Raw genomic sequence first — 22,013 nt, 5'->3', positions numbered from 1 at the left:
TTTCTTCCCGACGACAATGGGGGGATGCAGCACCACTATCGGGTCCTGGGCACCGTACGGGTCTTCCGGGCGGACGGGACGGAGATCGCCGTGGGCGGGGGCCGGCGGCTGCGGGCGCTGCTCGCCGCGCTGGCCGTCGCGGGCGGGCGGCCGGTGACGGCGGACGCGCTCGTGGCGCGGGTGTGGTGGGAGGACGCGCCGCCGGCCGAGCCGGTGGCCGCGGTGCAGGCGCTGGTGGGGCGGCTGCGGCGGGTGCTGGGGGCGGCGGCGGTGGAGTCGGTGCCCGGCGGGTACCGGCTGGCGGCGGGGGCGGGCGACATCGATCTGTTCCGGTTCGCGGAGCTGGCCGAGGACGGGGCGGCGGCGCTGGGTGCCGGGGACGCGCGGCGGGCGTCCGTTCTGCTGGCGGAGGCCCTGGCGCTGTGGGCCGAACCGGTGCTGGCGGAGCTGCCGGGCCGGGAGGACGAGCCGCTGGTGGTGGACGCGCTGCGGCGGTACGGGCGGGCCCGGCGGGACCGGCTCGCCGCCGAGGTGGCGCTGGGCCGTCCGGCGCGGGCCCTGGACGAACTCGCCGAACTGGCGGCGGCGGCGCCGCTGGACGAGCCGCTGCACGCGCTGCGCATCCGGGCGCTGCTGGGGGACGGCCGCCCGGCGGAGGCGCTGGGCGCGTACGAGGAGGCCCGTGCCGCGCTGGCGGAACGGCTCGGCACCGATCCGGGCCCGGAGCTGCGCGCCCTGTACGCGGGGCTGCTGGGCGCGCCCGGGGACGGGGCGGCGACGGAACCACGGCCCGGGACGCGCCCGGCCGCGGGCGGGGTGAACGGGGCGCGTGCTGCGGGGAGCCGTAAGGCCGGGGGCGGCGCGCCCGGCGGCGAGCACCCGTCGCCTCCGCCTCCCGCCGCCGAGACGGAACGCCGCACCTCAGGGGGCGCGGTGCGTGAGGCCGTACCGCGCGAGGGCCCGGCCACCGGGGGCCGGGAACCCGCCGGTGGCCGGGACCGGGACGCGCCCGTCAGCGCCCCGGGGTGGGTCAGTTCCTTCGTCGGGCGGGAGACGGAGCTGCGCCAGGTGCGGGAAGCACTGGACGGGGCGCGGCTGGTGACCCTGCTGGGGCCCGGCGGGGTGGGCAAGACCCGGCTGGCGCTGGAGGCCGTCGCCGCACCGGCGGCGCGGGTGCGCGTGGTCGAGCTGGCCGGGGTGCGGGACGCGGCGGATGTCGCCGAGGCCGTGCTCCAGGAGGTGGCGGCCGGGGCCGGTGACGTGCAGGCCGCCGCACTGGGCGGCGGGGGCGGTGCGACGCGTGATCCGCTCGGGTTGCTGGTGGAGTCCTGCGCCCGCCGCCGGCTGCTGCTCGTTCTCGACAACTGCGAACACGTACGCGCCGCCGCGACCGACCTCACCGAGGCGCTGCTGACCCACTGCCCCGGCGTCACCGTGCTGGCCACCAGCCGTGAACCGCTCGGGCTGCCCGGTGAGACGGTGCTGCCGGTCGGCCCGCTGCCGCCGGCCGACGCGCTGCGGCTGTTCGGCGAACGCGGCGCGGCGGCCCGCCCCGGGTTCGCGGTCCAGGAGGACCCCGCGGCCTGCGCCGAGATCTGCCGCCGGCTGGACGGCCTGCCGCTGGCCCTGGAACTGGCGGCGGCCCGGCTGCGCGCGTTCACCCCGCGTGAGCTGGCCGACCGGCTCGACCGCCGGTTCGTCCTGCTCGGCGACGGCGGAAGCGACCATGACGGCAGCGGAAGCGATGACGGCAGCGGCGGCCACCGTCGCCGCCGTACGCTGCGCGCCGTCGTCGACTGGTCGTGGGACCTGCTGACCGAGGCGGAACGCACCGTGCTGCGCCGGTTGTCGGTGTTCTCCGGCGGGTGCTCGTTCGGCGAGGCGGAGGCGGTCTGCGGGGCGGACACGCTCGGCGCGCTCCCCGCCCTGGTCGACAAGTCGCTGCTGACCGCCGTCCCCGAGCCCTCCGGCGGCGGGACGCGCTACCGGCTGCTGGAGACCGTCGCGCAGTACGCCGCCGAGCGGCTGACGGCGGCGGGCGAACGGGACGCGATCGCCCAGCGGCACCTGCACACGTACCGCGAGCTGGCCCGCGCCGCCGAGCCCGGGCTGCACGGCCCGCGCCAGGCGCACTGGATGGCGCGGCTCACCCGCGAGCACGACAACATCCGCACCGCCGTGCGGCACGCCCTCGACACCGGCCAGGAGCAGGAGGCGCTGTGCCTGGTGCTGGCCATGAGCTGGTTCTGGCGGCTCCACTTCCACATGGGGGACTTCCGCTCGGCGGCGCGCGGCGCGGCGGAGCTGGGCCCCGACCCGTTCGCCGCGCCGGTGCGCCGCGCCGCCCCGCTGAGCGGCCGGGTCACCGACCTGCCGCCGCCGTGGGACGCGGAGCGGCGGTGGGAGGCACGCCGCCAGGTGCGGATGCTGCTGCTGGCGGCCGGCGAGGGGGAGTACGCGCACCCGGACCGGCTGGCGGCGGTGATCGCCGCCTACCGGCCGGGGCTGCCCCAGTTGTGCGGCCAGCCCGGGCAGATGTGGTACTTCGCGAAGCTGATGGTGGGCGAATACCCGGACGTCGAGGCGACCATGGACGCGGTGCTGGCCGACTGCCGCCGGCTGGGCAGCACCTGGGATCTGGGCTCCGCGCTGCTGATGCGGGCCACGCTGCTGACCTCGGTGGAGGTGGCGCAGGAGGCGCTGGAGCAGCTGGAGCGCACCGGGGACCCGCTGGCCATCGCCCAGGCGCTGTGGGTACGCGGCGACGCCTGGCTGCTGGGCGGCCGGCAGGAGCGGGCGGTGGCGGACTTCGGGGCGGCGCTGGAGTGGGCGGAGCGCAGCGGCACACCCGCGCAGGTGCCGCTGTTGCGGGCGGAGTGGGGGGCGGCCCGGCTGGCGGTGGATCCGGCGGACGCGGCGGCGGAGCGGGAGCTGCGGCGCGCGGTGGCCGACTCGCGGGAGTTCTCGCTGAGCGCGCCGGGGCTGCCGGCGCTGCTGCTGGCGGAGTTCCTGGGCCGTACGGGGCGCCCGGAGCAGGCGCGTGAGCCGCTGCGCGCGCTGGCGGAGGACTTCTCGGAGCACACGCCGGCGCTGGTCCGCGCGCTGTGGGCGGGTCTGCACGGCTGGCTGGACTGTCAGCTTGAGGCGTACGGCACGGCGCTGGAGTGGCTGCGGGAGGCCGTGGAAGTGCTGGCGGGATCGGGCAGGATGATGGCGCCTCAGATGGTGGCGCACGAACTGCTGCTGGCGGCCTGGGCCCGGGCGGGCCTGGGCGGGCACCGGGAGGCGGCGCTGCTGCTGGGCGCGTACGACCGCTACCGGCCGGTCCCCGGCATGGGCTTCCGTCCGATGCCCACGGACCCCGCGCTCGCCCCCCGGGTCCGGGCGCTGGTGCGGGCGGGCCTGCCGGAGGCGGTGTACGAGGAGCGGTTGGCGGCCGGCGCGGCGCTCACGCTGCCGGAGGCGATCGCGGTGGTCACGGGGCGCGGGTGAGGACTTCGCAGCCGTTCTCGGTGATCAGGGCGGTGTCGGAGAAGGCGTGGGTGCCCAGCGGGGTGTCCAGCAGCCAGGACTGGATGTGCAGGGTCATGCCGGCCCGCAGTTCCATGGTGTTGCCGGGGCGCAGGGTGCGGCTGCCGCCCATCCAGCCCGGCGGGAAGCCGATGCCGACGAGGTAGCCGCAGTGGTGGCGCTCGTAGGGGCTGCCGGTGGCCCGCTCGATGACGGACCGCCAGGTGTGGAAGGCGCGTTCGGCGGTGGTGCCGGGGTGCAGCGCGTCGCGCAGGGCGTCCATCGCCGCGTGCGCGGTCTCGGCGGCGCGGCGGTCGCGGGCGGCGCCGGCCGGGTCGAGGTGGTGCAGGCGGGCGAGGGGCGCGTGGTAGCGGCCACGGGCGGCGGACAGTTCGAGGAAGACGGCGTCACGCGGCCCCAGTCGCCGCCGTGACCAGGTGAGGTGTTCCTGGTCGAGGCGGTGGGTGTCGCGCACCAGGGGGGCGAAGGCGGGGAGGTCGCCGCCGGCCCGCAGCATGGCGGCGTACACGGCGGCGGCGATCTCGTGCTCGCCGGCTCCGGCGGTGGCGGCGTCCAGTCCGGCGGCCATGGCGATGCCGGAGAGCCGGGCGGCCTCGCGGACGCGCTCGATCGCGCGCGCGGTGTGCACGAAGCGTCCCTCGGTGAGCAGGCCCCGGCAGTCGGCCCAGGTGATGCCGGCCGTGCCGCGCAGCCGGTCCCAGACGGCGGGCGGCAGGCTGAGGGAGTCGGCCTGGTAGCCGACGACGGGGGCGTCCGGCAGGAGCGGGGTGAGCGCCTCCAGCAGCGCGCCGGCCGGGTCCTCGGCGTCGCCGTAGCCGTGATGGGCGACGCCGTGGGTCTGGGCCGCGGCGGTGGGGGTCTCCATGTCCCGTTCGACCAGCACCGGTTTGCCGTACAGGGGCACCAGCAGGGCGGTGACGGCGAAGTGGCCCTGGTGGTCCAGGCCGCACAGGTGGTGGACGTCCTCGGGCGCGGAGACCAGCAGGGCGTCGAGGCCGTGGCGGTCCATGGCGGCGCGGACGGTGAACAGCCGCTGCGCGTACTCCTCGGGCGGGAAGTCCGGTTCGGGGAGGGTGGGCGCCGTCACTGGCCGGTCACCTCCGCGAGGAGCTGGTCGGCGGCGGCGTACGGGTCCAGGTCGCCGGTGACGATGCGGGCGGAGAGGGCGGCCAGCCGGCGGTCGCCGCTCAGGTCGGCGATGCGGGCGCGCAGGGCGGTCAGCGCGACGGTCTCGATCTCCTTGGCGGCGCGGCGGGTGCGCCGGGCGGTGAGTTCGCCGTGTTCCTCCATCCAGGCGCGGTGCTTCTCCAGCGCCGCCACCACGTCGTCCACGCCCTCTCCGCGCGCCGCGACGGTCTTGGTGACGGTGGGGCGCCAGTCGCCGGGGCCGCGCGGGGCGCCCAGGCCCAGCATGTGGTTGAGCTCGCGCACGGTGGCGTCGGCGCCGTCCCGGTCGGCCTTGTTGACGACGAACATGTCGCCGATCTCCAGGATTCCGGCCTTGGCGGCCTGGATGCCGTCGCCCATCCCGGGGGCGAGCAGCACCACGGTGGTGTCGGCCTGGGAGGCGATCTCGACCTCGGACTGGCCCACCCCGACGGTCTCCACCAGGACGATGTCGCAGCCGGCCGCGTCCAGGACCCGGACGGCCTGCGGCGCGGCCTCGGCGAGGCCGCCGAGCCGGCCCCGGGTGGCCATGGAGCGGATGTAGACGCCGGGGTCGGAGGCGTGGTCGTTCATCCGTACCCGGTCGCCCAGCAGCGCGCCGCCGGAGAACGGGGAGGAGGGGTCGACGGCGAGCACCCCGACTCGCTTGCCGGCCCTGCGGTAGGCGCTGGTGAGGGCCGAGGTGCAGGTGGACTTGCCGACGCCGGGCGAGCCGGTGAGCCCGATGACGTACGCGCCGCCGCTGTGCGGGGCGAGGGCGGCCATCACCTCGCGCAGTTGCGGGGCGCCGCCCTCCACCAGCGAGATCAGCCGGGCGACCGCGCGCGGCTCGCCGCGCCGGGCGCGGGCGACCAGGTCCGGCACGTCCACCGTCCGCGCCGCGGGGGCGGGGGCCGGCGCGTCCCGCCCGCCGGGGGTGGGCCGGGTGCCCTCCGTGCCCTCGGTGCCGCTCATCAGCCGTCCTCCCGCGCCCGGTCGTCCGCCCGGGCCGTCGTCCCTGCCGTCATCGAGGCGGGGGCCGTGACCCGGTCCCCGCCGTCCCGCGGTTCCTGCTCCCCGGTCACGTCCCGGCCGCGCTCCGTACGATCGTGCGCGCGGCGGCCCCGCGTCCAGCCCGGGGACCGCGCCCCGTGCTCCGTACCCGGCCGCGCGCCGCCCTCACCGGCGCGGTACGCGCAGGATCAGCGCGTCGCCCTGACCGCCGCCGCCGCACAGGGCGGCGGCACCGGTGCCACCCCCGCGGCGGGCGAGTTCGAGGGCGAGATGGAGGACGATCCGCGCCCCGGATGCCCCGATCGGGTGACCCAGGGCAATCGCTCCGCCATTCACATTCACCCTTTCGTGGCCAATCCCGAGATCCTTCATTGACTGGGCCGCCACGGCCGCGAACGCCTCGTTGATCTCCACCAGATCCAGGTCGCCGGCCTCCAGAGACTCCTTGCGCAGCGCGTGCAGAATCGCGTGGGAGGGCTGCGAGTGCAGCGAGTTGTCCGGCCCGGCCACGTTGCCGTGCGCGCCGATCTCCGCGATCCACTCCAGGCCCAGTTCCTCGGCCTTCGCCTTCGACATGACCACCACGGCCGCCGCGCCGTCCGAGATCTGCGAGGCGGACCCCGCAGTGATCGTTCCGTCGGGGCGGAACGCGGGACGCAGCCGCCCCAGCGACTCGGCCGTGGTCTCCGGGCGGATGCCCTCGTCCTCCTCCACGATCACCGTCTCGCCCTTGCGCTGTGCCACCGTGACCGGGGTGATCTCCTGCGCGAACACCCCGTTCTCGCGGGCCTGGGCCGCCCGCTGGTGGGAGGCCGCCGCGAGGGCGTCCTGCTCGGCGCGGCCGATGCCCAGCCGGATGTTGTGCCGCTCGGTGGACTCCCCCATGGCGATGCCCTCGAAGGCGTCCGTCAGCCCGTCGTGCGCCATCGCGTCCAGCATCTCGATCGCGCCGTACTTGTAGCCCGAGCGCGACTTCGGCAGCAGGTGGGGGGCGTTCGTCATGGACTCCTGGCCGCCCGCCACGATCACGTCGAACTCGCCCGCCCGGATCAGCTGATCGGCCAGCGCGATGGCGTCGAGCCCCGACAGGCACACCTTGTTGACGGTCAGCGCGGGGACGTTCATCGGGATGCCGGCGTGCACGGCGGCCTGCCGCGCGGGGATCTGACCCGCCCCCGCCTGGAGGACCTGGCCCATGATCACATACTGCGCCTGCTCACCGGTGATCCCGGCCCGCTCCAGCGCCGCCCGGATCGCGAAGCCGCCCAGTTCGGCCCCGCTGAAGTCCTTGAGCGAGCCGAGCAGGCGGCCCATGGGGGTGCGGGCTCCCGCGACGATCACGGAGGTGACGGGGGAAGCGTTGGCAGACATCATGCGGCTCCTTTGCCCTGGAACATGTCCTCGCGAACCTGCCGTCGTGAACGCGCGTTCACATCACGGTGTAGTCACTGTACGCAGCGCCCCCTCCACCGGTCACCGTCACGGAAATGTGACGGTGGGCACGTTGCGCGGTCACCGCGCGTGGCGGTGCACTGGACCCATGCTGACGCGTATCGATCACATCGGAATCGCCTGCGCCGACCTGGACGCCACCGCCGCGTTCTACCGCGCCACGTACGGCTTCGAGGTCTTCCACACGGAGGTCAACGAGGAACAGGGGGTGCGTGAGGCCATGCTGCGGATCAACGGCACCGACGACGGCGGGGCCTCGTGGATCCAGCTCCTCCAGCCCCTGGACCCGGAGAGTCCGGTCGGTAAATGGCTGGCGAAGAACGGTGAAGGAGTGCATCACATCGCCTTCGGCACCGCCGACGTCGACGCGGACGCCGAAACCGCCAGGCAGGCAGGGGTACGGGTGCTCTACGACACCCCCCGCAACGGCTCCATGGGCTCCCGGATCACCTTCCTGCACCCGAAGGACTGTCACGGAGTGCTCACAGAACTGGTCACCGCCGCCCCTCCCAAGGGTGTTGAAGGCCCCTCGGGCCACTGACGCAAGCTGCCCCGGCCGGTAGAGTGGCCGAGCCGGGGCATGGGGCTCACACCTGACGCCTCTTCCCGGCGAACAACTCCGACCGGCGGCGACCCGTACTGGCGCTCCACTCCACGCTCCGCACGGACAGCGGCCGGACCCGGATCACCCTTAACCACGACCAGGGGACGGATGGGACCGCGCGGTGCGGGGCTACGACAGCGTGCAGGCTGACGACCACCTCTCTCGTTTCGAAGCCGAGATGGAACGGCTGAAGAAGGAACGGGAGAAGGCGGTCGACCATGCCGACGACCTCGGCTATCAGGTCGAGGTGCTGCGCGCCAAACTGCACGAGGTGCGCCGCGTGCTCGCCGTGCGACCCGCCTACGCCGACCCGGCCGGCCACGCCGAGCAGGTGCTGCGCAACGCCCAGCACCAGGCCGACGCCATGCGGGTGGAGGCCGAACGCGAACTGCGCGAGGCCAGGAGCCGCTCGCAGCGGGTGCAGCAGGAGCAGTCCGAGGCGCGCGCCCGGCTGGAGGGCGAACTGCACGCCGAGGCGGTCGCCCGCCGCCAGCGCCTGGACGAGGAGCTGGCCCAGCGCCGCTCCACCGTCGAGTCCCACGTCAACGAGAACGTCGCCTGGGCCGAGCAGCTGCGCGCCCGTTCCGAGGCGCAGGCCCGCCGGCTCATGGAGGAGACCAGGGCCGAGCACGAGCGCACCATCGCGCAGGCCCGCTCCGAGGCGCACCGGCTGACCGAGGAGTCCCGGCAGCGCGCCGCCATGGAGGAGCGCACCGCCCGCGCCGAGGCCGAGGACCTGCTGCGCCGGGCCCGCACGGACGCCGAGCGGCTGCTGGCCCAGGCCACCACCCAGGCGCAGGAGGCCACCGAGCACGCCGAGCGGCTGCGCACCGCCACCGCCCAGGAGGCGGAGACCGGGCGGCGCGAGACCACCGCGCTGGTCCGCAAGGCCGAGGAGCGTCTGGAGCAGGCCAAGTCGGTGCTGCGCACCGCCAAGGAGGACGCCGAACAGCTGCTCGCCGAGGCCACCGAAGAGGCCGAGAAGCGGCGGGCGGCCGGCGAGAGCGAGTACGAGCAGCGCTCCGCGACCGCCAAGGCCGAGGTCGCCCGGATGGTCTCCGAGGCGACCCGGGACGCCGAGCGGCGCCGCACCGAGGCCGAGCAGGTGCTGGCCGACGCGCAGACCAAAGCCGAGCAGCTGACGTCCGAGGCCGCGGAGGAGGCCCGTTCCAAGGCCGCCGAGGAGTACGCGGCGCAGCTCGCCGAGGCCGCCCGCACCGCCGAGGAGGTCCTGAACAAGGCCGCCAAGGAGGCGCAGGAGACCACCAAGGCCGCCACCGAGGAGGCCGAGCGGCTGCGCGAGAGCGCCGAGGCGGAGGCCGACCGGCTGCGCGCCGAGGCCCACGACGTGGCCGAGCAGCTCAAGGGCGCCGCGCAGGACGACACCAAGGAGTACCGCGCCAAGACGGTCGAGCTGCAGGAGGAGGCGCGGCGGCTGCGCGGCGAGGCCGAGCAGCTGCGTGCCGAGGCCGTCGAGGAGGGCGAGGCCATCCGCGCCGAGGCCCGCCGCGACGCCGCCTCCAGGATCGAGGAGGCCGCCGCCTCCGCCGAGGAGCTGCTGGCCCAGGCCAAGTCGGACGCCGAGGAGACCAGGGCCGGCGCCACCGCCGAGAGCGAGCGGGTCCGCACCGAGGCCATCGAACGCGCCACCACGCTGCGCAACCAGGCCGAGCAGGTGCTCACCCGGGCGCGCGCCGAGATCGAGACGCTCACCGCCGAGGCAGTCGAGACGGCCGAGCGCACCACCAAGGACGCCGAGGACGCCGCCCGCAAGCTGCGCGAGGAGACCAAGGAGGCCACCCGCGCCGAGCGGGAGGCCGCCCAGGCCGAACTCGACCGGCTGCGCGAGGAGGCCGAGAGCCGGGTCTCCGCCGCCGAGGAGGCGCTGGCCGAGGCCAGGGCGGAGGCCGAGCGGCTGCGCGTCGAGGCGGGGTCCGAGGCGGAGCGGCTGCGCGCCGAGGCCGCCGAGCGGATCCGGCAGCTCACCGAGCAGGCCGAGGCCGCCGCCCAGCAGTTGCGGGACGAGGCCGCGGCCGACGCCGCCCGGGCGCGCGCCGAGGGCGAGGACTACGCGGTACGGCTGCGCGGCGAGGCCACCGCCGAGAGCGAGCGGCTGCGGCAGGAGGCCGAGACCGCCGCCGACCGGGTACGTGAGCGGGCCGCCGCCGCGGCCGAGCGCACCGCGACCGAGGCCGCACAGGCGCTGGCCGCCGCCCAGGAGGAGGCCGCCCGGCTGCGCGCCGAGGGCGAGCGGCAGCTGGCGGAGGCGCGCGACGCCGCGCACCGGGAGCGGGCGCAGGCCCGCGAGCAGAGCGAGGAGCTGCTGGCCGCCTCCCGCGCCAAGGTCGACGACGCCGAGCGGCGTGCCGAGACCCTGGTGGCCGCGGCCGAGCACAAGGCCCAGCAGGAACGCGACTCGGTCGCCGGGCTGCGCGAGGCCGCCGAGGCGGAGATCGCCACCCACCGCGCCGAGGCCGAACGCGAGGTGGCCCGCGTGCTGCGCGAGTCCGCCGAGGAGAAGGAAGCCGCCTCGGCGCTGGCCGAACACACCGTCAAGGAGGCCATCGCGGAGGCGGACCGGGTCCGTACCGAGGCGGAGGCCGCCGCCGAGCGGACCCGCGCGGACGCCGACGCGCTCGCCGACAGCGCCCGCCGGGAGGCCTCCCGCAAGCGCAACGAGGCCGCCGCCCAGGCCGACGAACTGCTCTCCAAGGCACAGGAGGAGGCGCAGCGGATCAGCGCCACCGCCGAGGAGCAGTCGGACACCATGGTCGGCGTCGCCCGCAAGGAGGCCGACCGGCTCATCGCGGGCGCCCGGGAGAGCGGCAGCGAGCTGGTGGAGACCGCCCGCGCCGACGCCAACACGCTGCTGGAGGAGGCCCGCCGGGACGCCGCCGCGATCCGCGAGCGCACCGAGGAGCTGCGCACCCGGGTCGAGGCGGAGGTCGAGGCGCTGCACGACCGGGCCCGCCGGGAGTCGGCCGAGCAGACCAGGGCCGCCGGCGAGCGCGTCGACAAGCTCATGCGCGCCGCCGACGAGCAGCGGGCCGAGGCCCGCCGGGCGGCGGAGAAGCTGCTGGAGGAGGCCAACTCCGAGGCGGGCAAGGTCCGTATCTCCGCGGTGAAGAAGGCCGAGGGGCTGCTGAAGGACGCCGAGCGCAAGCGCTCCGAGGTGCTGCGCGAGGCGCAGAAGGTACGCACCGACGCCGACCGGGACGCCAAGCGTGCCGTCGAGGAGAGCAAGCGCGAGCTGGAGAAGCTCAGCCGCCGGCGCGAGGACATCAACGCCGAGATCTCCCGGGTCCAGGATGTGCTGGCGGCGCTCGATTCCTTCGGGGAGCCCAAGGGCGCCGCGAAACCGGGCGGGAAAACCTCCGGCGGCGGGGGCAAAAGCGGTAAGGGGTCCGGTGGTTCGGGCGGGCACGGTCCGCTCGGCACGGTGACGGCCGGCGCCGGCTCGTCGCCCCGGCCCGGCGGCGGAAAACCCTCCCGGGGCTGAACCGCCATGAATTGCTCACCACTCGATCGAGCGTTTGGGGCGAACATTCTCCACACCAAAGCCCGGATCCACTCGAAGACACGCCGCTTTGCCCCCTAGGATTGCTGAACGCCCAGGCCTATCCCCTGGGCCTGGCCGGCTGATCCGAGAAGACCACGCGGCCAGGCCCGAATCTGACGCACCCGTCTGAATCGACAGGAACCCCATGAGCGACACTTCCTCCCCCTTCGGCTTCGAGCTCGTGCGGCGCGGCTACGACCGCGGGCAGGTGGACGACCGGATCACCAAGCTCGTATCGGACCGCGACAGCGCGCTGGCCCGTATCACCTCTCTGGAAAAGCGGATCGAGGAGCTGCACCTCGAAACGCAGAACGCCCAGGCCCAGATCACGGATTCCGAGCCGTCCTACGCCGGTCTCGGCGCCCGTGTCGAGAAGATCCTGCGCCTTGCCGAGGAAGAGGCGAAGGATCTGCGCGAGGAGGCCCGCCGGGCCGCCGAGCAGCACCGCGAGCTGGCCGAGGGCGCCGCGCAGCAGGTGCGCAACGACGCCGAGGCCTACGCGCAGGAGCGCAAGGCCAAGGCCGAGGACGACGGCGCCCGCATCATCGAGAAGGCCGAGGACGACGCGGCCGCCACCCGCGCCGAGGCCGACAAGAACGCCGCGGCCAAGCGGGAGGAGGCGGACGCCCTCTTCGAGGACACCCGCGCCAAGGCCGCGCAGGCCGCGACCGACTTCGAGACCAACCTGGCCAAGCGCCGCGAGCAGTCCGAGCGCGACCTGGCCTCCCGCCAGGCCAAGGCCGAGAAGCGGCTCGCGGAGATCGAGCACCGCGCCGAGCAGCTGCGTCTGGAGGCCGAGAAGCTGCGCACCGACGCGGACCGCCGGGCCCGCCAGACGGTGGAGACCGCCTCTCGCCAGGCGGACGACATCGTGGCGGACGCGAACGCGAAGGCCGAGCGGATCCGAACCGAGTCCGAGCGTGAGCTGGCGGCGCTGACCAACCGTCGCGACAGCATCAACGCCCAGCTGACCAACGTCCGCGAGATGCTGGCCACCCTGACCGGTGCCCAGATCGCGGCGGTCTCGCTGGACGACGACGAGGACGAGGGCCTGAGCAAGGGCGTCCCCGCCCAGCAGTCCCGCTGATCCCGCGCGCACCGCGCACGGCACGCATCACCTGAACGGCGCAGCCGCCGCCGCCCCACCGGGCGGCGGCGGCTGCGCCGTTCTAGCGTCGATCCATGATCGAGCTGGCGGGGCTGACCAAGCGGTACGGCGGGAAGACGGCCGTGAACGATCTGACGTTCTCGGTACGGCCCGGCATCGTCACCGGGTTCCTGGGCCCGAACGGGGCCGGCAAGTCCACGACGATGCGGATGATGCTGGGTCTTGACCACCCCACCAGTGGGGAGGTCCTCATCGACGGCGAGCGGTACGACCGGCTGCGCGATCCGCTGCTGGCGATCGGGGCGCTGCTGGAGGCGAAGGCCGTGCACCCGGGCCGTACCGCGTACAACCATCTGCTGTGCCTGGCGCAGAGCAACGGCATCGCGCGCGAGCGCATCGATGTGGTGCTGGATCTGGTGGGTCTCGGCGCGGTGGCCCGCAAGCGGCCCAAGGGGTTCTCGCTCGGCATGGGGCAGCGGCTGGGGATCGCGAGCGCGCTGCTGGGCGATCCGCGGATCCTGATGTTCGACGAGCCGGTGAACGGGCTCGACCCGGAGGGCATCCACTGGATCCGGAATCTGATGAAACGGCTGGCCGCCGACGGCCGTACGGTCTTCGTCTCCAGCCATCTGATGAGCGAGATGGCGCTGACGGCCGAGCATCTGGTGGTGATCGGTCAGGGCAGGCTGCTCGCCGACACCTCGATGGCGGACTTCATCCGGGAGAACTCCCGCAGCTTCGTCCGGGTGCGCGGTCCCGAACCCGAGCGGCTGCGGGCGGTCCTGGAGCGGACCGGCGGCGGGGTCACGGTGACGGAGGCGGCGGACGGCGTCCTGGAAGTGGAGGGCACCGAGGCGGCCCGGATCGGTGAGCTGGTGGCCGGTCAGGGCCTGGTGCTGCACGAGCTGAGCCCGCAGCAGGCGTCGCTGGAGGAGGCGTTCATGCGGCTGACGCACGGCTCGGTGGAGTACGAGGCGCACAACGGCGGGCAGGGGCCCGGTGCGCCGGACCCGCCCGGGGCGCCGCCGGCCGCCGGCGGCTGGGGCGCGCAGTGGGACTCCCGGCGCGGAAAGGGCGCGTGAACCATGGCACAGACGGCCCGGGTGCTGCGCTCGGAATGGACCAAGATCCGCTCGGTGGGGTCCACGGTGTGGACGCTGACCGCCGCCGTGGTGGTCACGGTGGCGCTGGGCATGCTGCTCAGCCTGGTGGTGCGCAACACCTTCACGGATCTGTCGGCGCGGGACCAGCTGACCTTCGACCCCACCCTGACCAGCTTCGCCGGGATGATCCTGGGTCAGCTGGCGATGATCGCGTTCGGCATCCTGGTGGTCTCCAACGAGTACAGCACCGGCATGATCCGGGCCTCCCTGGCGGCGGTGCCGCAGCGCGGGGTGTTCATGGCCGCGAAGCTGGCGGTGGCCACCGTGCTGGCGCTGGTGGTGGGCATGATCACCAGCTTCGCCGCCTTCTTCACCGGCCAGGCGGTGCTGGGCCAGTACCGTACGACGCTGGGCGCGCACGACGTCCTGCGGGCGGTGATCGGCGGGGGGCTCTACATGGGCCTCATCGCGCTGTTCGCGATGGGAGTCACCTGGATTCTGCGCAGTCCGATGCTGTCGTTCGGGATTCTCATCCCGTTCTTCTTCATGATCTCCAGCATTCTCTCCAGTGTGAATGCCACGAAAAAGGTCGGTGACTATCTCCCGGATGTGGCGGGGCAGCGGATCATGACCGTGGTGGACACCGGTGACCGGCCTTACGGACCGTGGGGCGGAATGCTCATCATGCTGCTGTGGGTGGTCGCCGCGTTGCTCGCCGGATACGGGGTGCTCAAGAAGCGGGACGCCTGAGCCGGCGGGAACCGAAAGGGCCCCTGCCGAGGTCTTAGTGCGGAACAACCGACCGAGCAGGGGCACCCAGCATGATCGAGGCCGTCGGCCTGACGAAGAGCTATGGCTCGAAGACAGCCGTGTACAACCTTAATTTCCAGGTCCAGCCGGGGAAGGTCACCGGATTCCTGGGCCCGAACGGCGCCGGCAAATCGACCACCATGCGGATGATGCTGGGCCTTGACCGGCCCACCAGCGGCACGGTGACGATCGCCGGCCACCCCTACCAGCGGCTGCCGAACGCGCCGCGCCAGGTCGGTGCCCTGCTGGACGCCAACGCCAAGCACGGCGGCCGCAGCGCCCGCTCCCATCTGCTGTGCCTGGCGCAGCTGTCCGGGATACCGGCGAGCCGGGTGGACGAGGTGCTGGGCATCGTCGGCCTCCAGCAGGTGGCGGGCAAGCGCTCCAAGGGCTTCTCGCTGGGGATGGGCCAGCGGCTGGGCATCGCGGGCGCGCTGCTGGGCGATCCGCAGGTGCTGCTGTTCGACGAGCCGGTGAACGGTCTGGACCCCGAGGGCATTCTGTGGGTCCGCAATCTGATGAAGCGGCTGGCGTCCGAGGGCCGCACCGTCTTCGTCTCCAGCCATCTGATGAGCGAGATGGCGCAGACCGCCGACCATCTGATCGTGATCGGACGCGGCCAGCTGATGGCCGACCAGCCGGTGGCGGACTTCATCGCGCACAACTCCACCGGCTTCGCGCGGGTGCGCACCCCCGACGGCGAACCGGAGGCGCGGGAGAAGCTGACGCGGGCGCTGGCCCAGGCCGGCGGCCAGGTGCTGCCCGAGCAGGACGGCGCGCTGAAGGTCATCGGCGTGGAGCTGCCCAGGATCAGCGATCTGGCGCACGCGGCGGATGTCCGGCTGTGGGAGCTGTCGCCGCACTCGGCCTCGCTGGAGGAGGCGTACATGCGGATGACGCAGGGCGCGGTGGACTACCGCTCGACCGACGACCCGCGCGCCGCGGCCGCCGCGGCGGCGGCGATGGCGCAGCAGCAGCCGCCGCAGTTCGCCCCCGGCCCGCACGTTCACCAGCAGCCCGCTCAGCCCGCGTACACCCCCGAGGACGCCCGATGACCACCCCTCCCCCGCCGCAGCACACCCCCCATCAGGCTCCGCCGCAGCCCTACGCGCCGCCGCAGGGGCAGCCGTACCAGCAGCAGCCTCCGCAGCCGTACCAGCAGGGCCCGGTTCCGCCGCAGGCGGCGCCGCACCAGCAGCAGCCCGCGCAGCAGCACGCGTACCAGCAGCAGCCGGCCGGGTACGCCTCGGCGATCCCGGTGCGCACCGCGCACCTGGGCCACGCCCTGCTGTCGGAGTGGACCAAGATCCGCACCGTGCGCTCCACGATGTGGACGCTGGCCGTCATGTTCGTGCTCACGGTCGGCATCGGGTCGCTCTTCGCGCTCGCCCTCAGCGGCGAGGAGTACGTGGGGCTGCCGCTGCTGTCCGGCACCTTCTTCGGGCTGATGCTGGGCCAGATCTGTGTGATGACCCTCGGCGTGCTGGTGATCAGCTCCGAGTACGGCACCGGCATGATGCGCACCACCCTGACCGCGAGCCCGCAGCGTGGCCGGGTGCTGCTGGCCAAGGTGCTGGTGTTCTTCGCCGTCTCCTTCACCATGACGCTGCTGGCCACCGGGCTGAGCGGGCTGATCCAGTCCTCGCTGCTGGGCGACCAGACGACGACCGACCGCTACATCGAGTCCTACATGGAGAGCTCGATCGAGAACGGCACCGTGGTGGCCACCGGCGAGCACTGGATGGACGCCACCGTGGGCGCCGCGCTGTTCGTCTCGCTGCTCGGCGTGCTCGGCCTGGCCATCGGCGCCCTGCTGCGGCACTCGGCGGGTGCCATCACGACGATGATGGCGCTGGTCCTGGTGCCGCTGATCGCCGCCATGTTCATGTTCAGCGAAAGCCTCGCCTCGCTCCAGGAGTTCCTGCTGGAGTACTCGGCGCTCAACGGTCTGGCCACCCTGTTCGGCATGCCGATGGGCAACGAGGACGCGATGTCCGGCTGGGGCCTGCTGGGCGTGCTGGCCGCCGTCACGGTGGCGGCGCTCATCGCCGCCTACGCCAAGCTCACCACGACCGACGCCTGAGCACGGCGCCGCGCCGGCTCAGTAGCGCGGCGCGTTGCGGGACCGCTGGGTGCGCACGCCCCGGCGGTCCCGCGCCTCCCAGCACGAGCGGTGCCAGTGCCGCCGGTCGTCCACCGCCCCGGCCCGCGGCCAGCTCACCACGTGCGGCACCCCGGGCGGGATCTCCTGATCGCAGCCGGGGCAGCGGTAGTGCTTGACCGCGGCGCCCCCGCTGATCCGGCGCACCACCCACTCCTCGCCCCGCCAGTCCTCGGTGCTCTCCAGGCCGTACCGGTTCCCGCCCTCCTCCTCGCCTGACCGGCGAGCGGGCTGCTGCTGACCGCGTGAGCGGTTGCGACGCGGGGACACGTTCAACACCTCGGAGTGGATCGGCACCGTCCTGGGGACAAAGTCTACGCATCCCCCACGGCCGGGAGATCATCGGAAAAACCTCCCGCTGGACCGTGCCTTTGGCACGTGTCAGGCGTTAATGCCCACAGGGACCGAGCTCCACCGGACGAAGGGCAGGACCATGCGGATAGGCACCTTTGTACTCGCCGGCCAGTACCCCGGGCAGTCGGAGAGCGAGGCCCTCCAGCGCGCCGTGCGCTCCGCCGAGGTCGCCGAGGAGGCCGGGCTCGACGCGGTCTGGCTCGCCGAACACCACTTCGTGCCGTACGGACTGTGTCCCTCGGCGGTGACCCTGGCCGCGCTGCTGCTGGGCCGCACCCGGCGGATCGGGGTCGGCACCGCCATCTCCGTCCTGCCCACCGCCCATCCGGTGGCGCTCGGCGAACAGGGCGCGCTGCTGCACCTGCTCACCGGCGGACGCTTCACCCTGGGGGTGGGCCGGGGCGGGCCGTGGGTCGACCTGGAGGTCTTCGGCGCCGGGGCCGACGCGTACGAACGGGGCTTCCCCGAATCACTGGACCTGCTGCTGCGCTGGCTGGGCGAGCGCGAGGTCGGGGCGGACGGCGACCGGTACCGCTTCCGCGAGGTCTCGGTGGTCCCCTCGGTGTGCGGCGCCGGCCCACCCGTGGTGGTGGCCTGCACCTCGCCCGGCACCGTACGGCTGGCCGCCGAGCGCGGACTGCCGATGCTGCTGGGCATGCACATCGGGGACGAGGAGAAGGCGCAGATGGTGGACCTGTGGCGCACCGCGGCGCGGGAGGCGGGGGTCGACGGCGAGGTCATCGCCACCGCCGGCCATGTGTCGGCGGGGGTGGCGCAGGTCGCCGACAGCCACACCGAGGCCGTGCAGACGCTGCGCCGGACGCTGCCCGGCTGGCTGCGGCAGGGACTCGCCGCGCACCGCACGCTGGACGGAGCCCCGCGCCGGATGCGGGATCCGCTCGCCTACACCGAGCTGCTGTGCGAGCTGCACCCGGTGGGCACGCCGCAGCTGTGCGCGGACCGGCTCGCGGCCACGGCGGAGCGTACCGGCATCAGCCGTTTCGCCCTGGTGGTGGAGGGCTCGGGCCAGACGGGGGCGACGGAGCACAATGTGCGGCGGCTGGCCGCGGATGTGGTGCCGCTCCTCCCGACACCCCCGGGAGGAGCGGCAGCACCCGGCGGTCCGGCCAGCACCTCAGCCGGGCCGTCCGTGGCGCCGGCGTTCAGCAATCACGCAGCTCCGGCGACTGGTTGAGCAACTGTCCGCGTACCGAGGTGAACTTCTCCAGCCGGTCGTCGGCGGAGGCGTCGAGCGGGAAGACGGCGACCCGGTGACAGTTCTGGAAGGCCAGGCGGACGCCGAAGTGCCGCTCCAGGGCGCCGCGAATGGCGTCGGAGGCGAGGGCGCGCAGCAGCTGGCCACGGGCCTGCTCATCCGGCGGCGGCGTGGTGTTGTCCGCGAACTCACCGCCGTCCACCTTGAGCTGGGCCACCAGGGAGCTGATCATCTGCCAGGCGAAGGGAAGGGAGGTTCGGACGCAGTCGACGAAGTCGGCCTCGTCGACCTCGCCTCGCTCGGCCTGCTCGAGCAGCGCCGGTGAGACGTCGAGCGACATGGATCTCTCCTTTCGCGGCCCCGGGAGGGGCCGGGCGAACGGGACACAGGGGCCCCGCCACCACCGCCACCGCGTCTGAACCGAGGTGTACCCGGACGGCGACGCCCCCTGAGGACCACCGTATGCCTGCTGACCCGCACACGTCAGTGGAATGAGCACATAACCGGCCACTCACCGGATCCCAAGAATCCCTCCCATACCGTCAGCCATCGCCTGCCCCGAGGACCACGTCGCGAGCTGCCCCTCCGGCCCGGTAGCGTGATCGACCATGCGTCTCGTCATTGCCCGCTGTTCCGTCGACTACGCCGGCCGGCTCACCGCTCACCTTCCGTCCGCGCCCCGGCTGATCCTCGTCAAAGCGGATCAGTCCGTGTCGATCCATGCCGACGACCGGGCCTACAAACCCCTGAACTGGATGTCGCCGCCGTGCGTGCTCAAGGAGAGCGACAGCAACGGTCACACCGTGTGGACGGTGGAGAACAAGGCAGGCGAAAAACTCATCATCACCATGGAGGAGGTCTTGCACGACTCCTCCCATGAGCTCGGGGTGGACCCCGGCCTCATCAAGGACGGGGTGGAGGCGCACCTCCAGGAGCTGCTGGCGGACCGCATGGAGACGCTCGGCGAGGGCTGGAGCCTGATCCGGCGGGAGTACCCGACGGCGATCGGCCCGGTGGACATCCTGGGCCGGGACGCGGACGGTACGACGGTGGCCGTGGAGATCAAGCGGCGCGGCGAGATCGACGGGGTCGAGCAGCTGACCCGCTACCTGGAACTGCTGAACCGGGATCCGCACCTGGCGCCGGTGAAGGGCGTGTTCGCGGCGCAGGAGATCAAGCCGCAGGCGCGGGTGCTGGCCACCGACCGCGACATCCGCTGTGTGACGCTGGACTACGACGGGCTGCGCGGCATCGAGGACGACAAGCTGCGGCTGTTCTGACGGGCGGGAACGGGAGCGGGGCGGGGCGGATCACCGGATCCGTCCCGCCCCGCTCCCGTTCGCCGTCTCAGGCCGTGCTGGTCGCGCTCGGCGAGGGGTCGGGGTCCTCGGTGGGCGGGGGCGAGGAGGCTGTGGCGTTGTCCCCCGCGGCACCGTCGGTGGGGTCGCCGTCGTCGCCGCCCGTCGGGTCTCCGGAGTCACCGCCGCCGCCGGCCGCGTCGTCCCCGCCGCCGTCCGTCTCGCCGGTGCCGCTGTCCGCACCGCCGTCCTGACCGGCGTCGGCGCCGCCGTCACCAGGGCCGGGGCCGTTGCCGTTCCCGTTGGAGACATTGCCGTTGCCGCCGGGGCCGCTGCCGCCCGGACCGCTGCCCGCACTGCCGCCCGAGGCCGGGTCCTCGCTGGTGGGCGGGGGCGGCTCCGGGCTGCCGGTGGCGTTGCCGTTGTCCGGGGTGCCGCTGGTGGAGGGGTCCACCGGCTCGCCGGTCTCCGGGTCGGTGGGCGTCTCCTGCGGCGGTTCCTCGCTCTCCGGGTCCGCGTCGGCGGTGGGGGTGCCGGGGTCGGTGGAGGGCTCCTCGCTCTCCTCGACCGGCTCCCGGTCCCGGTCGGTGACCACGGGGCGGGTGGTGCGCTCGTCCTCGGGCCCGGCGGGGTCCTCGTCCGAGGACATGCCGAGCGCGACCACGGTGCCCAGGACACCGATGAGCAGCACCCCGGCGCCCGCCGCGGCCATGGTGCGGCGTCCGCCCCGGCCGCCGCCCCGGGCGGGGAGCGGCTCGGCCGGCTGTTCGCCGTGCGGCATGAGCGGGGGCAGCACGGCCGTCAGTTCGCCGGTGGCGGCCAGGTCGGCGTGGCGCGGGATGGCCTGGGTGCTGGCCTCGTCCGCGGCCTCCTCGCGGACCGGCGCGGCGGGCAGGCCCAGCGGCGGGGTGGCGGCGCCCAGCGCGGTGGGGGTGGGTCCCGCGGTCAGCGCGGGCGGCCCCGACAGGTCACGGACCAGGGCCAGGGCGCGGCGGCCGGCGGTCACGCCGCCGGCGTCGGCCAGGACGCCGCGCAGCGCTATCGACGCCTCCAGTTCGGCGCGGGCCCGGTCCAGGCGGCCCTCGCAGATGGCGTGGATGCCCAGCTCGTGGTGGAAGTACGCCTGCTGGTCGACCTCGCCGGCCGCGCGGGCGGCCTCCTGGCCCGAGCGCAGTACGCGTTCCCACACCGACCAGCGGCCCGCGGCGGCCAGGGTCGGGGCGGCGCTGTGCGCGAGGTTGGCGGCGGCGGCGGAGTGCCCGCCGCGGTGGGTGGCCTGGATGACGGCGAGCAGCACGTCGCCCTCGGCTGCGGCGCGGGCGGCACCGACGGAGGGGTCCACCAGCCACCAGGTGTAGTGCTGGGCGGTGGCCAGGCCACGGGAGCCGGCGCCTTCCTCGAAGCCGATGGCGGCCAGCGCGGGTGCCACTCCCTCGGCGAGGCGCAGCCGGCCGCCGGCGGCGGTGAGCAGCCCGGTCTCGGCGAGTTGCTCGTGGCCGGTGACGGCGCCGCCGGTGAGGGCGGGCAGTTGCTCGGGGCCCGGCAGTTCACCGGCGAGGGCGACCGCGAAGCGCAGGGTGTCCCGGTCGGGGTCCGGCAGCGCGGCGGCCAGGGAGGCGATGAGCATCTCCTCCTCCGGCAGCGGTCCCGTGGGGGCGCCGGAGGCGGCGGTGAGGTCGCGGGCGCGCAGCAGGGCGGCGGCCTGGACGAAGCGGCGCGGGCGGCCTTCGGAGGCGATCCACAGGTCGGCGGCCCAGTCAGTCTCCGCGTCGGTGAGCGGGCGGGCGGCGGCGAACTCCAGGAGTTCCAGGGCGGCGGTGCGGCTGAGTCCGGAGAGGAAGACCTCTTCGATCCGGGAGGTGCTGGTGGGGGCCGCGGTGCCGGGGTGGGCGGAGAGCAGGAACGCGCACTCGGGGGTGGCGTCGAGCAGTTCGTCCAGGGCGGTGCCGCCGAACTCGATGTCGTCGACGATGACGACGGCGCCGATCTCCCGCAGTCCGGCGTGCAGTTCGGTGGGCCCTGGCCGGTAGCCGGGGGTGTGCCGTACGGCGGCGTACAGCTCGTGCTGGAGGTCGGAGGGGGTGCGGCGGTGGCCGCTGAGCCGGATGACGCCGTCGGGGGCGAGTTCGGCGCAGTCCTGGGCGAGGGCGTTCAGCAGCGCGGTGCGGCCGGTTCCGGTGGGCCCGGTGAGGCGGACCGAACGGCCGCGGGCCAGCAGCCGGTAGAGGCGGCGGCGTTCCTCCTCGCGTTCCAGCAGGGGCGGGGCCAGCGGGTCGCGGGTGGTGTCCTGGCCGGTGCCTCTGGGTGCCTTGCGCGGGGATATGGGGCGCCGGCCGGGCGGGCAGGAGGCGATCTCGCTGCCGTCCACCGGGTTGATGGTCAGCAGGAAGTCGCCCGCGACCAACTCGGTGGTGCGTCCGGTGCCTCCGGACTCCCGGGGCTGGTCACCGTGCGGGGCCGGCTGGCTGGACTCCATCAATGTGTCCTCTGGGTGCGGCGGGGGCGGGATGGGGTGCGGCGTGGACGCCGGGCAGCTTCCACGCTACTGGCCCGGCTCCACCGGCATGGTAGGCGGCCCCGCGCACCGGCCTCATCCGTCCCACCGGACCCGGGCGTCCCGGACGTCTCGGGCGTTCCGTGGCGCGCGGGGCGTCGTG

16 protein-coding genes are annotated in these 22,013 nt (G+C 74.3%); 10 read left to right on the top strand and 6 right to left on the bottom strand.

The window, feature by feature from the left end; all coding sequences use genetic code 11:
- Positions 1-24: 24 nt before the first annotated feature.
- Positions 25-3,492, top strand: coding sequence for an AfsR/SARP family transcriptional regulator (locus ACTFAP_RS21770; RefSeq protein WP_500467180.1), 3,468 nt, complete (start codon positions 25-27; stop codon positions 3,490-3,492).
- Here ACTFAP_RS21770 and ACTFAP_RS21765 read toward each other — a convergent pair.
- From ACTFAP_RS21765 to ACTFAP_RS21755, 3 genes are all read right to left on the bottom strand, one after another.
- Positions 3,476-4,618 (bottom strand): M24 family metallopeptidase, encoded by a 1,143-nt coding sequence (locus ACTFAP_RS21765; RefSeq protein WP_500467179.1) that lies wholly within the window; start codon positions 4,616-4,618, stop codon positions 3,476-3,478. The genes ACTFAP_RS21770 and ACTFAP_RS21765 overlap by 17 nt on opposite strands.
- Entirely contained in the window at positions 4,615-5,568 is a 954-nt protein-coding gene (gene meaB / locus ACTFAP_RS21760; RefSeq protein WP_390123645.1) for a methylmalonyl Co-A mutase-associated GTPase MeaB, read from the bottom strand. The genes ACTFAP_RS21765 and meaB overlap by 4 nt, the downstream gene beginning before the upstream one ends.
- Before the next feature lie 288 nt (positions 5,569-5,856).
- Positions 5,857-7,065, bottom strand: a complete 1,209-nt coding sequence (locus ACTFAP_RS21755) for an acetyl-CoA C-acyltransferase (RefSeq protein ID WP_495682000.1) — start codon at positions 7,063-7,065, stop codon at positions 5,857-5,859.
- Between the two features lie 166 nt (positions 7,066-7,231).
- Between ACTFAP_RS21755 and mce the strand changes: the two genes are divergently transcribed.
- The 7 genes from mce to ACTFAP_RS21720 all read left to right on the top strand — a co-directional run bounded on the left by mce (position 7,232) and on the right by ACTFAP_RS21720 (position 16,410).
- Positions 7,232-7,684, top strand: coding sequence for a methylmalonyl-CoA epimerase (gene mce, locus ACTFAP_RS21750; RefSeq protein WP_390123399.1), 453 nt, complete (start codon positions 7,232-7,234; stop codon positions 7,682-7,684).
- A 184-nt stretch (positions 7,685-7,868) separates the two neighbouring features.
- Complete coding sequence (locus ACTFAP_RS21745; RefSeq protein ID WP_500467178.1) at positions 7,869-11,246, top strand: polarized growth protein Scy-related protein; 3,378 nt, start codon at positions 7,869-7,871, stop codon at positions 11,244-11,246.
- A gap of 205 nt (positions 11,247-11,451) precedes the next feature.
- A complete protein-coding gene (locus ACTFAP_RS21740; protein WP_030733631.1) occupies positions 11,452-12,393 on the top strand; it encodes a coiled-coil domain-containing protein in 942 nt (313 codons plus the stop codon).
- Between the two features lie 95 nt (positions 12,394-12,488).
- Entirely contained in the window at positions 12,489-13,496 is a 1,008-nt protein-coding gene (locus tag ACTFAP_RS21735; RefSeq protein ID WP_495681998.1) for an ATP-binding cassette domain-containing protein, read from the top strand.
- A 3-nt stretch (positions 13,497-13,499) separates the two neighbouring features.
- On the top strand, positions 13,500-14,267 hold the full coding sequence (locus ACTFAP_RS21730) for an ABC-2 transporter permease family protein (RefSeq protein WP_386541973.1): 768 nt from the start codon (positions 13,500-13,502) through the stop codon (positions 14,265-14,267).
- Between the two features lie 71 nt (positions 14,268-14,338).
- Positions 14,339-15,382 carry an ATP-binding cassette domain-containing protein gene (locus tag ACTFAP_RS21725; protein WP_495681997.1) on the top strand — a complete coding sequence of 348 codons (1,044 nt, stop codon included), beginning with the start codon at positions 14,339-14,341 and terminating at the stop codon, positions 15,380-15,382.
- The gene (locus tag ACTFAP_RS21720; RefSeq protein WP_500467177.1) at positions 15,379-16,410 is read left to right on the top strand and encodes an ABC transporter permease; all 1,032 of its coding nucleotides are present in this window, start codon (positions 15,379-15,381) and stop codon (positions 16,408-16,410) included. Before ACTFAP_RS21725 ends, ACTFAP_RS21720 begins: the two co-directional genes overlap by 4 nt.
- An 18-nt stretch (positions 16,411-16,428) precedes the next feature.
- Here ACTFAP_RS21720 and ACTFAP_RS21715 read toward each other — a convergent pair whose 3' ends face one another.
- Positions 16,429-16,758 carry an Rv1322 family protein gene (locus ACTFAP_RS21715; protein ID WP_400010635.1) on the bottom strand — a complete coding sequence of 110 codons (330 nt, stop codon included), beginning with the start codon at positions 16,756-16,758 and terminating at the stop codon, positions 16,429-16,431.
- 163 nt (positions 16,759-16,921) lie between these two features.
- Here ACTFAP_RS21715 and ACTFAP_RS21710 point away from each other — a divergent pair, with 163 nt between their 5' ends.
- Positions 16,922-18,037 (top strand): LLM class flavin-dependent oxidoreductase, encoded by a 1,116-nt coding sequence (locus ACTFAP_RS21710; RefSeq protein WP_495681995.1) that lies wholly within the window; start codon positions 16,922-16,924, stop codon positions 18,035-18,037.
- Here ACTFAP_RS21710 and ACTFAP_RS21705 read toward each other — a convergent pair.
- On the bottom strand, positions 18,006-18,398 hold the full coding sequence (locus ACTFAP_RS21705; RefSeq protein WP_030733625.1) for an SCO5389 family protein: 393 nt from the start codon (positions 18,396-18,398) through the stop codon (positions 18,006-18,008). The genes ACTFAP_RS21710 and ACTFAP_RS21705 overlap by 32 nt on opposite strands.
- 268 nt (positions 18,399-18,666) lie before the next feature.
- Here ACTFAP_RS21705 and nucS point away from each other — a divergent pair, with 268 nt between their 5' ends.
- Complete coding sequence (nucS, locus tag ACTFAP_RS21700; protein ID WP_030733623.1) at positions 18,667-19,338, top strand: endonuclease NucS; 672 nt, start codon at positions 18,667-18,669, stop codon at positions 19,336-19,338.
- Between the two features lie 67 nt (positions 19,339-19,405).
- Here nucS and ACTFAP_RS21695 read toward each other — a convergent pair whose 3' ends face one another.
- A complete protein-coding gene (locus tag ACTFAP_RS21695) occupies positions 19,406-21,832 on the bottom strand; it encodes a P-loop NTPase family protein (RefSeq protein ID WP_500467175.1) in 2,427 nt (808 codons plus the stop codon).
- Positions 21,833-22,013: the final 181 nt, after the last annotated feature.

The organism is Streptomyces sp. PH9007 (genome assembly GCF_059813725.1).
The sequence above is the reverse complement of the archived record's forward strand: the minus strand, read 5'-3'. Positions and strand labels throughout refer to the sequence as shown.

What these genes read in the sequence shown, in the direction of transcription:
- ACTFAP_RS21770 (WP_500467180.1), top strand. Translation starts at nt 25, where the DNA reads ATGCAGCACCACTATCGGGTCCTGGGCACCGTACGGGTCTTCCGGGCG.
- ACTFAP_RS21755 (WP_495682000.1), bottom strand. Translation starts at nt 7,065, where the DNA reads ATGATGTCTGCCAACGCTTCCCCCGTCACCTCCGTGATCGTCGCGGGA.
- mce (WP_390123399.1), top strand. Translation starts at nt 7,232, where the DNA reads ATGCTGACGCGTATCGATCACATCGGAATCGCCTGCGCCGACCTGGAC.
- ACTFAP_RS21740 (WP_030733631.1), top strand. Translation starts at nt 11,452, where the DNA reads ATGAGCGACACTTCCTCCCCCTTCGGCTTCGAGCTCGTGCGGCGCGGC.
- ACTFAP_RS21735 (WP_495681998.1), top strand. Translation starts at nt 12,489, where the DNA reads ATGATCGAGCTGGCGGGGCTGACCAAGCGGTACGGCGGGAAGACGGCC.
- ACTFAP_RS21730 (WP_386541973.1), top strand. Translation starts at nt 13,500, where the DNA reads ATGGCACAGACGGCCCGGGTGCTGCGCTCGGAATGGACCAAGATCCGC.
- ACTFAP_RS21725 (WP_495681997.1), top strand. Translation starts at nt 14,339, where the DNA reads ATGATCGAGGCCGTCGGCCTGACGAAGAGCTATGGCTCGAAGACAGCC.
- ACTFAP_RS21720 (WP_500467177.1), top strand. Translation starts at nt 15,379, where the DNA reads ATGACCACCCCTCCCCCGCCGCAGCACACCCCCCATCAGGCTCCGCCG.
- ACTFAP_RS21710 (WP_495681995.1), top strand. Translation starts at nt 16,922, where the DNA reads ATGCGGATAGGCACCTTTGTACTCGCCGGCCAGTACCCCGGGCAGTCG.
- ACTFAP_RS21705 (WP_030733625.1), bottom strand. Translation starts at nt 18,398, where the DNA reads ATGTCGCTCGACGTCTCACCGGCGCTGCTCGAGCAGGCCGAGCGAGGC.
- nucS (WP_030733623.1), top strand. Translation starts at nt 18,667, where the DNA reads ATGCGTCTCGTCATTGCCCGCTGTTCCGTCGACTACGCCGGCCGGCTC.
- ACTFAP_RS21695 (WP_500467175.1), bottom strand. Translation starts at nt 21,832, where the DNA reads ATGGAGTCCAGCCAGCCGGCCCCGCACGGTGACCAGCCCCGGGAGTCC.